This window comes from Rahnella woolbedingensis, assembly GCF_003602095.1.
Classification (GTDB): Bacteria; Pseudomonadota; Gammaproteobacteria; order Enterobacterales; family Enterobacteriaceae; genus Rahnella; species Rahnella woolbedingensis.
In genome coordinates, this window is the sequence record NZ_RAHH01000013.1 from 68,951 (window position 1) to 81,625 (window position 12,675).

The 12,675-nt window shown below is 48.8% G+C and carries 13 protein-coding genes; 2 read left to right on the forward strand and 11 right to left on the reverse strand.

The annotated features are described in order from the left end of the window. Positions 1-3: 3 nt before the first annotated feature. Both rpmG and mutM read left to right on the forward strand, forming a co-directional pair. On the forward strand, positions 4-171 hold the full coding sequence (gene rpmG / locus D6C13_RS12685) for a 50S ribosomal protein L33 (protein WP_004392084.1): 168 nt from the start codon (positions 4-6) through the stop codon (positions 169-171). A gap of 141 nt (positions 172-312) precedes the next feature. Next, positions 313-1,122 carry a bifunctional DNA-formamidopyrimidine glycosylase/DNA-(apurinic or apyrimidinic site) lyase gene (gene mutM, locus D6C13_RS12690; RefSeq protein WP_120133102.1) on the forward strand — a complete coding sequence of 270 codons (810 nt, stop codon included), beginning with the start codon at positions 313-315 and terminating at the stop codon, positions 1,120-1,122. 8 nt (positions 1,123-1,130) lie between these two features. Here the strand turns inward: mutM and coaD are convergent, their stop codons facing one another. From coaD to rfaF, 11 genes are all read right to left on the reverse strand, one after another. Then, positions 1,131-1,613 carry a pantetheine-phosphate adenylyltransferase gene (gene coaD / locus D6C13_RS12695; protein WP_120133103.1) on the reverse strand — a complete coding sequence of 161 codons (483 nt, stop codon included), beginning with the start codon at positions 1,611-1,613 and terminating at the stop codon, positions 1,131-1,133. Positions 1,614-1,619: 6 nt separating this feature from the next. Further along, positions 1,620-2,387 (reverse strand): glycosyltransferase family 2 protein, encoded by a 768-nt coding sequence (locus D6C13_RS12700; RefSeq protein ID WP_120133104.1) that lies wholly within the window; start codon positions 2,385-2,387, stop codon positions 1,620-1,622. After that, complete coding sequence (gene waaA / locus D6C13_RS12705; protein WP_120133105.1) at positions 2,387-3,661, reverse strand: lipid IV(A) 3-deoxy-D-manno-octulosonic acid transferase; 1,275 nt, start codon at positions 3,659-3,661, stop codon at positions 2,387-2,389. The genes D6C13_RS12700 and waaA overlap by 1 nt, the downstream gene beginning before the upstream one ends. Positions 3,662-3,781: 120 nt before the next feature. Beyond that, positions 3,782-4,930, reverse strand: a complete 1,149-nt coding sequence (locus tag D6C13_RS12710; protein ID WP_120133106.1) for a glycosyltransferase family 4 protein — start codon at positions 4,928-4,930, stop codon at positions 3,782-3,784. Then, a complete protein-coding gene (gene rfaQ / locus D6C13_RS12715) occupies positions 4,923-6,005 on the reverse strand; it encodes a putative lipopolysaccharide heptosyltransferase III (RefSeq protein WP_120133107.1) in 1,083 nt (360 codons plus the stop codon). Before rfaQ ends, D6C13_RS12710 begins: the two co-directional genes overlap by 8 nt. A 160-nt stretch (positions 6,006-6,165) precedes the next feature. Then, complete coding sequence (locus D6C13_RS12720) at positions 6,166-7,173, reverse strand: glycosyltransferase (RefSeq protein WP_120133108.1); 1,008 nt, start codon at positions 7,171-7,173, stop codon at positions 6,166-6,168. A 66-nt stretch (positions 7,174-7,239) separates the two neighbouring features. Continuing rightward, a complete protein-coding gene (locus D6C13_RS12725; protein ID WP_120133109.1) occupies positions 7,240-8,526 on the reverse strand; it encodes an O-antigen ligase family protein in 1,287 nt (428 codons plus the stop codon). After that, positions 8,523-9,527 carry a glycosyltransferase family 8 protein gene (locus D6C13_RS12730; RefSeq protein WP_120133110.1) on the reverse strand — a complete coding sequence of 335 codons (1,005 nt, stop codon included), beginning with the start codon at positions 9,525-9,527 and terminating at the stop codon, positions 8,523-8,525. The genes D6C13_RS12725 and D6C13_RS12730 overlap by 4 nt, the downstream gene beginning before the upstream one ends. Continuing rightward, the gene (locus D6C13_RS12735) at positions 9,520-10,617 is read right to left on the reverse strand and encodes a glycosyltransferase family 9 protein (protein ID WP_120133111.1); all 1,098 of its coding nucleotides are present in this window, start codon (positions 10,615-10,617) and stop codon (positions 9,520-9,522) included. Before D6C13_RS12735 ends, D6C13_RS12730 begins: the two co-directional genes overlap by 8 nt. Positions 10,618-10,619: 2 nt before the next feature. After that, entirely contained in the window at positions 10,620-11,603 is a 984-nt protein-coding gene (gene rfaC, locus D6C13_RS12740; RefSeq protein WP_120133112.1) for a lipopolysaccharide heptosyltransferase RfaC, read from the reverse strand. Then, positions 11,603-12,652: an ADP-heptose--LPS heptosyltransferase RfaF gene (gene rfaF, locus D6C13_RS12745; RefSeq protein WP_120133113.1), complete on the reverse strand. Its 1,050-nt coding sequence runs from the start codon at positions 12,650-12,652 to the stop codon at positions 11,603-11,605. Before rfaF ends, rfaC begins: the two co-directional genes overlap by 1 nt. Positions 12,653-12,675: the final 23 nt, after the last annotated feature.

Genomic DNA, 12,675 nt, shown 5'->3' on the forward strand with positions numbered 1-12,675 from the left:
ATCATGGCTAAAGGTGTTCGCGAGAAGATCAAGCTGGTTTCTTCTGCTGGTACTGGTCACTTCTATACCACTACGAAGAACAAGCGTACTAAGCCGGAAAAATTGGAACTGAAGAAATTCGATCCAGTTGTCCGTCAACACGTGATCTACAAAGAAGCTAAAATTAAATAATTTTAGTGGATTGCTAAAAACCCGGCTCCGGCCGGGTTTTTTATTGCCTGAATTTTGTGATCTCCATTCAGAGCGACTTTTAATTGCCTGAGGTCGGTGTCTGCGACACACTCTGATCTTGATTCTGCTAAGGGAGAAATTATGCCGGAATTACCTGAGGTTGAAACCAGCCGCAGAGGGATTGAACCCTATCTGAAAGGTCACACGATACTCCATGCCGTCGTGCGCAATCCGCGTTTGCGCTGGCCTGTCTCGGCGGAGATCTTAGCGTTAAGCGATCAGCCTGTTCTGAGTGTTCAGCGCCGCGCAAAATATCTCCTGGTTGAGCTGAAAACCGGTTGGATCATCATTCATCTGGGCATGTCCGGGAGTTTGCGGGTATTACCGGAAGAAACGGAGCCCGGCAAACATGACCACGTCGATCTGGTTATGGAGACCGGACATGTACTGCGCTATACCGATCCGCGCCGTTTTGGTGCCTGGTTATGGTCTTCTGATCTGACCGCCAGCAATGTCCTGGCCCATCTGGGGCCCGAACCGCTGAGTGAAGATTTCACGGCAGATTATCTGTTTGAGAAATGTCGCACGAAGAAGTCACCGATCAAACCCTGGCTGATGGATAACAAACTGGTGGTGGGCGTGGGGAATATCTATGCCAGCGAATCCTTATTTGTTGCCGGTATTTCACCTGACAGACCCGCGCATTCGCTCAAACATGATGAAGCGGCTTTGCTGGTCAGAACCATCAAAGCGGTATTGTTGCGTTCTATTGAACAGGGCGGGACAACGCTGAAGGACTTTTTACAGTCTGATGGGAAGCCGGGATATTTCGCCCAGGAACTGCAGGTGTACGGAAGGGCAGGCGAGCCTTGCCGGGCCTGTGGTACGCCGATTGAGAGTAAGAAACACGCCCAGCGCACCACGTTTTTCTGCCCGAACTGTCAGCACTGATCAGTGATTCAGGCGCTGATTTTTGCCATCAGTGCCTGAGTAATGATTTGCGGCAGGAACGGCGTAATGTCTCCACCGTGGCGCGCCACTTCTTTGACCAGCGAAGAAGAAATAAACGACCACTCTTTTGATGGCATCATGAACACGCTTTCCAGCGTAGGCAGCAAATGCCGGTTCATGTTCGCCAGCTGCATTTCATATTCAAAATCAGACACCGCACGTAATCCGCGAACCAGCACATTAGCGCCCTGAGCTTTGGCAAAATTCGCCATCAGATCGCTGAATCCAATCACTTCAACGTTATCCAGATGCGACGTCACTTGTGTCGCCAGCGCGACGCGTTCATCGAGCGAGAACATCGGTTTTTTGCTGGGGCTGGCCGCAATCGCAAGAATAACATGGTCGAACATCAGCGCCGCACGGGTGACGATATCGAGATGCCCGTTGGTCATCGGGTCAAACGTACCGGGATAAATTGCCTTAGTGCTCATGACGGCTCACTTTTGCAGTTGATGGCTGAGCGCCCACAGGGCGGCATATTTATTGAACGTATATTGTGCATTGACGCCTGCCAGGATCAACCCTTGCTTCCCATCCAGAAAGCCAGCGCGAAGTATCCAGGTTTTTGTGAATGCCCCCAGCGTATGCGAAATAATTGAGAAGAAACTGCACTTACGCCCTTGCTGATGGCGTTGTTCCGCCCAGGCCTGGGCATAGCTGAGTTGTTTACGCTGGAATGCGAAAAGGTCGCGACAGGTAAGATGCTGGAGGTAACCCTGCAACCCAACGACAACTGCATTGTCTGTGTTCAGTGATTCATGAACCAGATCGTCGTTGTAACTGAATGTGGAAGGGTACAAACGGTTGACGCGATCGGGGTACCAGCCGCTGTGACGCATGAATCTGCCGAGGAATAAGTTACTGCGCCCGAGGCTATAAACGGTATTTTCCTGAGGAGTATTCAGAACGTTTTCAATCGACTTGCGTAATTCCGGTGTCACACGTTCGTCGGCATCGATCATCAAAATATAGTCGCCAGTGGCATGGCTTTGCGCCAGCTGGCGCTGTTTGCCGAACCCCGGCCAGTCACTGTTTTGGAATACTTTGGCGCCGAAACTGCGGGCGACGTCCTGCGTTGCATCTTTGCTGCCGGAATCGAGCAGAATGATTTCATCCGCCCACGCGACTGATTCCAGGCATTCCGGCAATAAACCGGCTTCATCGCGCGCAATCAGTACAACGGATAAACGTTTTTTATCAGCCATTAATGACTCCGGACAGGCAGATAAGGCTCCAGTAAATGCAGCAGGCGTTGTAATGCCCCCTGATTTTGATGCAGAACTTCAACGGCATGACGCCCATAATACAAACGATAGTCTTCGTCAGTCAGCAGGGTAGAAATTTCTTTCACCAGCGATGCGGTATCCGTCACGGTGATCAGGCCATCGTCCTGAGCCAGTTTGGCGCAGATATCTTTGAAATTAATGGTATGCGGTCCCATCAGCACCGGGATGGCGTGTGCTGCGGCTTCCAGCGGGTTATGGCCACCGCGCTCAACCAGACTGCCGCCGACAAATGCCAGATCGGCAATTCCGTACAGCAACATTAATTCGCCCATCGTATCGCCAATCACCACCTGAGTCGCCGAAGAAGGGACTTCACCGGAGCTGCGCTGAATGAAGGAAAGCCCTGCTTTACGGGTCAGTTCACAGGCAACCGGGAAACGTTCCGGATGGCGGGGGACCAGAATCAGCAGCAAGTTCGGATGCGCTTTCAGTAACTCTTTGTGTGCTTCGAGCAGCAGAGTTTCTTCACCTTCATGCGTACTGGTGGCTATCCAGACCTGACGGCGTGAGGCCCACTGACTGCGCAGCGCAATGGCTTTTGCTGCGAGTTCTGGCGTCACGGAGATATCGAATTTCAGGCTACCGGTCACCGCGAGCTGATTGCGTTTTAGCCCTAAAGAGAGGAAGCGGTCACCATCTTCCTGATTCTGCGCTGCAATCAGTGTGATGCGTTGCAAAATAGTACGAATGAATTTGCCCAGTTTCTGATATCCCTTCGCCGAGCGGGCTGAAAGGCGCGCATTGGCAATCACCAGCGGGATTTGGCGACGGTGCAGGGCACTGATGAGATTTGGCCACAGCTCAGTTTCCATGATGATCACCAGCTTAGGATTCACTTCATCAAGAAAACGATTTACCGATCCAGCCAGATCATAAGGCAGGTAAACATGGTGCACGCCTTTGCCGAAGGCAGACTGAACGCGCTCCGACCCGGTCGGTGTCATGGTGGTGACGGTAATCGGCAAGGAAGGATAGCGATGGCGTAAAGCACGGACTAAAGGAATCGCTGCCAGTGTTTCGCCCACGGAGACGGAATGCAGCATGATGCCGCCGGAGACAACCTTCCCTTTGCAGAAGCCATAACGTTCAGCCCAGCGTTTACGGTATGCAGGAGACTTCCGGCTGCGTAAGAGTAAACGAGCCCAGATGAGAGGCTGAATTAAATATATGATTATATTATAAAAAATATTCATCTTTTATCAGGCATTGCATTAGGGAAAGTCAATTTCATGAAGCGAAAATAGTCCCGGCGGATAGATGAGCACATGTTACCAGATAAGTGTGATCGACTCATCATGTCAGCGTGAATGGCATCAGGCCAGCAGCGAGTGATAAAGCGCAACCAGCTGTTGTGAAAGGTTTTTCGGACTGTAAGGGAGAATACGCTCTCTGGCTGCAATTCCCATCTCAGCATTTTCCAGCCGGGAAGGAATTTTCTGCACGTATTCACTGAGTCTTGCCACGTCCAGCGCATCACAAACAAACCCTTCGTATCCTTCCCGAATGAATTCCGCGCCGCCACAGGTCTGGCTGGTAATAACCGGCAGGCCACAGGCCATTGCTTCAAGAATTACGTTAGGAAACGGGTCATACAGCGTCGGTAAAATCATCCCATCAGCTGCGTGATAGAAAGGCAGAACATTGTTTTGTACACCGGCAAAACGAATCCGTTCAAAGCAGCCTGCCTGTCTGGCTAATGATTCGTACTTCTTCTGATCTTTGTCCTGTCCGACAACGATGAGATAGCGGTCACTGGTGGCAATGGCTTCTATCGCGGGTTTGAGTCCTTTACGTTCGAAACCTGAACCCACATAGATGAGCGCAACTGCGTCTGCAGGGATAGAAAGCGATTCGCGCGAGGCATGACGTTGATCGTCGGTTGCCGGAATAAACTTTTGCGAGTCGATCGCATTATAAATAACTTCGAACCTGCTCTCATCAACCCCGTAACAACGCATGATGTCGCGTTTGACCATCTCAGAATTACAGATGATTTTTTTTAATGCCGGCGAATGGAACATTGCTTCTTCGGCTTGCAGGACATATCGGTGATAAGGGCTGATTTGCGTAAAGAACCGCTGAAGAGGGGAAATGACGCGTGCCCTTTGTTCCAGCCAGACGCGGTGTGCGCCATCACCAGCACGGAAAATATCGCAGCCCGGGATGCGCTCATGACTCTGTACTATATCGAAATGTTCCTGCTTCCAGCATTGCTGAGCGGCTGCGGCAAAACCTTTTTCCCTTGAAACCCTACCGTATTTAGCCGGGTTACAAAGATGAATTTTCCATTTCGGATTTGGCTTGCCTTCCCACTGGCGGGTGATGATGTTCAGGTCGATATTCTGATCGTCCAGTGCTTCCAGTGCGCGGGAGATAAAACGTTCCGCGCCGCCATCCGGGCGATACTTCTGCCTGACAATCGCTAAACGAATACTCTTTGCCTGATCTGCAGAATTAGTCATGCAGATAACTCCTTGCAGCATCAATCACATCGCTGACCGGAATGGCATGCAGATAACGCTGCTGGGTTTTTGTGTCGATAGAATCCGGTGCGGGCAGCGGGGCGTAATCGCCGGCCCAGAGGGTCGTATTGTTATTGCCCCACGGGCGCCAGTGCTGCATTTTTGTCGGTCCAAATAAAGCTACGCAAGGCGTATTGAGGGCTGCCGCCATGTGCATAGGCGCGGAGTCGACACCAATAAAAAGCTTCGCGCCATCTATCATGGCGGCCAGTTGCGTAAGTGATAACTGCCCCGCAACAGAAATAACCTGAGGGTTGTGCGTGAGATCCTGGATTTTCCGCACCATATCCAGCTCTTTTTTATCGGGACCGGCGGTCATGACGATCGTCAGCCCTGTATCTGCCAGTCCATCAATGACATTGGCGAACTTCTCATCATCCCAGCATTTGAACGTCCAGCGTGAAGTGGGCTGGATCACGATGTATCCGCCGGTCACCTTATGTTTGAGCAGCAGTTGCTGGCAAAAAGCTTTATCACTTTCTGAATAATGCATCGACGTTTGGGCATTCTCCAGAGAGATCCCCAGCGGAGACAAAATCGACATGTTTTGTTCAACGGTATGCAAAATACCGTGATTTTCGGTGGTCACTAAACCGGTATGTCCAACCCTCCAGACCGGAGAGCGACGTTTTTTATAGTCAAAACCCAGCCGGACTTTTGCTCCGGTAAACAACGAAAGCAGCGAACTGCGCCACTGATCAGCCAGATTGATCACCAGATCATAATGCCGTGCGCGAACGGCTTTCAGCAGCTTGAATTCTTGTTGTAACTGATAGCGGATACCTTGTTTTTTCCATGTTCTGTCAATGACATGGATATGTGTAAGCGCCGGATGTTCGCTTAGGATCGGGCGGGTTTCTTTATAGAGAAGCACATCGATTTCAGCATCAGGGTAATGCTGTCGCAGTCTGTTTATCACTGGTGTTGTGAGCACCATATCTCCGTGATGACGGAGTTTCACCAGCAAAATTCGTCTGGGGATAAAGGCTGCGTACTTGGCTTCTGAGTTAGGCATTCTATTATCTGATATTAGAATATAGTGAATAGATTTTAGGTGAAGAATCCTAAGCTGTGAAGTTATTTATCTGCCTGATATAGAAAGGTAAATAACTTCGTTTAGTAAATAGTTATAAAGGAATTGTCTGGGTAAAAAAATCATCTCTTTCTTAAAGGCCTCAGGCGAGTTTTTTACGCAAGTTATGCAGGCGCTTTAACCACAACAGCAATTGCCACCATTGCTTAGGGCCGCGGGCATTGCGGAGCATTATTTTGCGCGTGCCGGAGGTGTAAATGTCTGCAATCATGGCTTTCTGCGCCGCGGGATCAGGCTCACGACGGACAGAATGGCAGACAGTCAGCGCTTCACGTGTGACCTGCCGTGGAAACTCCGCATAAATTTTTATCTTGTCTTTATACCGCTCATTCAGCTCATCAAGCATTCTGGCGATTTTCAGATAATGTCGCTGATATTCAACATTTTTCATTCCGGTGCGTTTCTGATTACTGATTGACTGGCCGTGAATGTAATAGCGATAGAGGATAGTTTGGGTGTATCTCACGCGGCGGGCATTGAACATGAATTCGGTCGTCCAGGGAATATCCTGATGATGTAAATCAGGTTCAAAATACAGACCCTGTTTTTTAATCAGCTCAAGACGATAAACGCCAAGCCAGACCACATGCAAATACCGGTTCGTCGCCAACGCCGTTTTCAGCCACAGAGGCCCATCCAATACGGACGTTGAAGTTAAACGGTCCTCAGGGATGAGGGGTTTTACTTTTTCTGAGCCGACAAAGTAGCGTTCGCCATTGCATTGAGCGGCGTCCAGATCATCCTGCTCACACATTTCTATCAACGTCTTGTACATATCCGGATAGAGGATGTCATCGGCATCCGGAAAGGTCACATACTTGCCCCGGGCGATATCCAGACCCGCATTACGCGCACGCGAAACCCCGCCGTTTTCCTGAGTAATGACACGAATATGCGAGTGTTTCTCAGCGTACTCTTGTGCAACCTGCTCTGACCCGTCCGTAGACCCGTCGTTAACGATGATAATTTCGAGGCTATCCAGCGTTTGTGCGACGAGTGAATCCATAAAATTCCGGAACATCGCCCCTGCGTTGTACATAGGGATGATCGCGCTGAGCTTAATGTTTTCGGATGGCGTTGTAAGGGTCATAACACAAAATTTCCACGGATAAGGAGATCAGGCAACCGGACCGGGGAGAGAGCCCGGTCCGCAAAATCATTGTTTTTCAGTCACTGAAGGGGTCTTCATCCTCAGCATCAGCAGATAGGCAAATACCAGTACAATAAAATACGGCGATTCGCGATTATAAAATTGAGTATCGCCCAGACTAAAGTAAATGACCGGAACTGAAAGTAATAAAAACTCGTAACCTTTAGGAACAAGTCTGAAGGGATAGAGCAGTAATGTGGCGAAGAAAAGCACCATAATCAATGCGCCAAAAATCCCTTGCAATGACATCGTATCAATAATGTCATTGTGTAAATGGAATTGCAGATTACGTAAGGCTTCCGGATTTCCGCCCTCATGCTGATTAATGAAGGTTGTCGCAAGCGCATTCCGGCTGTCAGCTGACTGCCCGAAAGGATGATGCTTAAAAGCATCAATACCCGCACGCCACATAGAGAAACGGGCGCCTACGGAAGTATTACGGTCTCCGGCATCGTAAGAAGCGACTTCATTATGAAGATTATCTATCCGGTTGACGACTTTACTGTAATAAGGGTGGCCGGAGACAACCGCCGCAATGATTAATCCTGCAATTGCAAAGCCATAAATTACTTTTGAGGTATGTGAACTCTTTGCAAAATCATAAAGAACGCTACATGCGCTAATTAAGGTAAAGAGCATTACCGCTGACCGGGTTTCTGTTGCTGCCAGAACGCCAAATGTTAAGGTCATGACTACCAGACAAATGAGCCTGTAATGTTTGAGCCCATGAAATTTGAGACTGTACATCACCAATAACGAGAAAATAGTAAACGTATAAGCACCGGAAGTCGGGGCATCAGAATTTATTTTTATCCGGTCACCCGTTTTTAAATAAATAATGATCCGTGTGACGGAGATGATAATGAACAGAAGCGTCATAATGGAGATGCCCGTGCGCACTGTCAGTGTGGGGATCTTCCATTTTCGGATGTTATGCTCAATGGCATACAAGATAAAAGACGCTAATATCAGTCTTTTGCCACTGATCTGATAATGGTGAGCGATCAGTGGATATTCATGATTTATGGTGAGGACAACCCAAAGCAACTTGCTGATGCCCAGAAGCAGGACTACCGTGGTAATCGGATAAAAATAAATCCTCTTCTCAATCCGTAAAGTGAGATAGATAAAATAGATTATAGCGATATAGGTTGCGATATAAAAGAAGTTGCGGGTTACCTCCCCGGAGTACATAAAGAAGGAGATGGAAATAGTAATAAATAAGAAAAACAAAGATGCCAGTTTATCGTCAAAGGACGATTTTTTAATCTCGGTTATCAGCGGCCTGATCATAAAGAACTTTTCCTGAAAATCTTATTATTCATGTACTTAGTCATCCAGCAAAAGCTGGCTGCATACCGGCCTTTGTGCCAGAGCGCCTGCGCATAGCGTTTCATCTCTTTATAGGAAGCAGGCATGTCATGTGGGACTGCCTGCCACGGAGATTGCGCATAATAACGGTCATATATATCAGCCAGTTCTCCCATTCCCCAAATGTGCCAGGGTTTACACTTACCGGTATAATGGATCAGGATGGTATCTTCCGGAACCGCTATTCTTTTTCCTACTTTGTTTATAATTATGTCGCAAACAAAGTTGTATTTTTTAGGAAGCAGCAGTACTTCATGCTCAAGAACGATATTGAGCGCGTCCTGGTCAGGGAATTTAAATTCATTTTTCTGACAGGAAAGTGTCCGGATTATCCGTTCAGTGGTGTTTTTCGCGAGCCACTGAGGGATGTTGATGTATAAAAAACCCGAATTGAAGTAATTGCCACTGGTCAGGCCTAATTGAGTGCAAAGCTTGTTTCTGGCCCGTTGCGTATCATTCACCGCTGCCAGCGTATAAGCGCTGATATCCAACTCATTTAGTTCTTTGTAACTGCCTAAACATAATGTGTCGGCGTCAAGATAGAGACATCTGGACGTGACATCAGCCAGAATATAAGGCGTAAACAAACGATAATAAATAGCCTGCGGATAGCGCCCCATCAGCGGTAAACCGGAAAATGCGGACTCTTTGAAAACGTAGCAGGTAATGGCGAGCGGATGATCCACAGCCAGTTCAAGCAGCAGGGATTTTGATTTTTCGTCCAGTGCACTACCAAAAACATGAATGTGAAATACTAACTCAGGGTTATTTTCTAAAACAGAAAAGATAGTGATCCCCATACCGCGGGCATATGCATTGTTTATCCCGAATGCGATATGAACCACGGGGAAGGGTGATCCCCCTAAATTGTTCACGAGCTCTTCTTTATACTCGATATAGCTCAGGTATTCATGGTCAGACATGGTTTTGTCCCTGAAACACTTTGTTCATAACGAATGAACGTATTTTATCCAGCTGTGTATCACTCAGTGAAAAGAGTTCTTCCGCGCTGTGCCTGAATTTATAAGGTGCAGAGAAAATGAAAGATTCAGGTGTGAGCTTTTTATCTTCTGGCGTCAGGATCAAGGGTGCGTAGGTAGGATGTTGCTCAGTCAGGTCACACGGACCCGCAAGACAAACTACCGGGATATTAACGGCATCAGCGATATAAATGTTGCCAGAGTCTGAGGCAATATACATGTCCATCTGCGAAATCGCATAGGGAACTTCATGCAATTCCAGTTTACCTATTAAGCTGATGATGTTTTCCCGATTGCTCAGTTTCTCCAGAAGCTGATCAAGATATTTCTGCTCATTTTCCGGACCAAAAACATAAAACTGACAAGGCAGCCCGGCCAGAACGTTCAGGATTTTAACCCATACCGCCGTCGGAATTGTTTTAGCTTTATTACCTGCCGAAATACTGATGCCAATTTTGATTTGGTTGTTTTCAGTCAGCCCCTGCAACGTTTTTTCAGGCTTCCACAAGGGAAAGGTGGCGTGTTTAGAATAGCTTTCTGCACTGAGGCTGGTATCTGCCAGCTTCAGGTAACTTTCCAGTGTGAAATCGGTTTTTTGATGTAAGCGAACCACGTCGGCCGTCTGATAAAAAATCCCGTGATACCACTTGCGGGTATAAGCAATCAGAAACGCTTTGTACTTCGCATTACAAAATGCAGCGTAGAAAGCATTAACGCTGTTCGGCTGCAACAGATAAACATTGTCGTAGCGGTTATGCAGTTTAAATGCGAGATGAATTTTGCTGAGCAGAGATTTTTTATAATCTTCAATCATGAAAATGGCATCAATTGTCGCATCGCGTTCTGCCAGTGGCAAAACCGTTTTACTGATGAGCACATCCGATTTTTTCAGATGTTTAAGTAACGGCGTGATGTTAACAAAATCGCCAATTTTGGCAGTCTGGATGACCAGATTTCGCCCTTTGCCCTGATGAAAAGGTTTCATCAGTATTTTAAATGGCCACAGCAAAATGAAAATAATCACATAGCTCATGGTCAGTTCTGGTCCTTATTGGCAAAAATAACATCGTTAAGTTGCTCAAAAACGCGCTCTGCCGGCAGATTTTCCAACGAGTTGTTTTCTGCTTTCAGGACAAACTGATTCTTCCCATACCCGCCAATCAAACCCGGATCTGTCGGGCCGTAGAGGGTGATATTCGGGCGATCCAGCGCTGCGGTCAAATGACTGAGTCCGGTGTCCACTGAGATAACGGCTTTCGCGCCAGCTAAAACCTCGGCTACTTTCTCCAGGCTTAATTTAGGCAAGACTTCGACGTACGGGAACCCTTCTGCGAGGCGTAATGCACGCTGATACTCATGCTCAGCGCCCCATGGCAGTTTGACGCGCAGATTAGTCGTACTCAGCATCCCGATCAGCTCCCGCCACTTTTCTTCCGGCCAGTGTTTGTCTGCACGGGTGGTCGCGTGGAGAAAGACCAGATACTGACCGGCATCGGCAGGCAGATGTGAAAGGAAACGCGCTGCAATGGCGTAGTCTCCCTGAGTCGCAGGTTTTTCATAACCGAGACTTTTAGCGAACAGTTCTCTGGTTCGTTCCACTGCGTGCTGCTTTTTATCAATTTCGTGCCGCTGATTAAAGAACCAACTGGCGAAAGGTTCACGGGCGCTTTTGCAGTCTTGCCCGTGTTTTTCACCTTTGGCAACGCGGGTGATCAGCGCTGCACTTTTGATTAGCCCCTGAGCGTCAATGATGACGTCATACGGGGTGGACTGAACTTCGCGTTTGAAATCACAGCGTTGCTGCCGCGTTTCAGAGCCAAACCAGTTTTTACGCCAGCGGCGGATAGCCACCGCAATAACGCGGTCGACAGTCGGATGCCAGCCAGGGATCTGAGTGAAACCTTCTTCCACAACCCAGTCAAAGCGGATCCCGGGAATAGCCTGCATGGCATCCGTTAACGCCGGAAGTGTGTGCAAGACGTCGCCCATGGACGAGGTTTTGACGATGAGAACCCGCATTAAAGCTCCTTCCTTGCGCCCAGTAACTGGCTTAATTCCTGATAAACCTGCTCTGGTTGAATATCAATCAGACTCTGGTGATAGCCTTCTTCGGCATCTCCTTTGCGGACTTTATGGTAGCCGGTGATCAGGCGTATAACTTTTGCCTGATGGCTGAGCGGCGGAGTGAAGTCCGGGCTGCTTGGCCCGTAAAGTGCTACCAGCGGTTTATCCAGCGCAGCGGCCACATGCATCAGACCTGAGTCATTGCTGACCACAGCCTGACAGGCGGCGATCATCACAACGGCCTGATCCAGTGAGGTTTTACCGGCAAAATTCAGACAGAAAGATTGAGCGCTTTCGGTCAGCGCCAGACGGATTTGTTCCCCTGCAGCATTGTCTTTCTCTGAGCCAAACAGCACGACCTGATAGCCCTGGCTGATCAGTTTTTCGGCCAGCACGGCATAGTGATAATGCGGCCAGCGTTTGGCCGGGCCGAATTCGGCGCCCGGACAAAACCCGATCAACGGGCGCGTATTATCGACAGTGAATGCGTTTTTGACGGCAGTGATTTCGGCTCCGGTGACCTGAAGTTTCGGCCACAGAACCGGCTGCGGAAGATCAGCGGCCGTTTTGATTCGCCCGGCTTCGTAGCCCAGCGCAGCGTAGCGCTGAACCATCAGCGGAAATGCCGCCTTATCGAGTACCCGCACATCATTGAGCAGGCCATAGCGCATTTCGCCACGCCAGCCAGTACGCTGAGGAATGCGCGCAAAAAACGGAACCAGCGCTGATTTAAAGGAGTTAGGCAAGACATAGGCGCGGTCATAATGCGTATCACGTAATGAAACGCCCAGACGACGACGCTCGCCAAGTTCCAAAGCACCATGGCCCAATGGCATCGCCAGCGCCTGATTAACTTCTGGCATCCGGTCGAGCAAAGGACGGCACCATGCAGGTGCCATCACGTCTATTTGTGCTTGCGGGTGCGCCGCTTTCAGGGTGCGGTAGAGACTTTGAGACATCATCATGTCACCGACCCATGACGGCCCAATTACCAGTATTTTCATACCGTTAATCCATTCCTCAATGT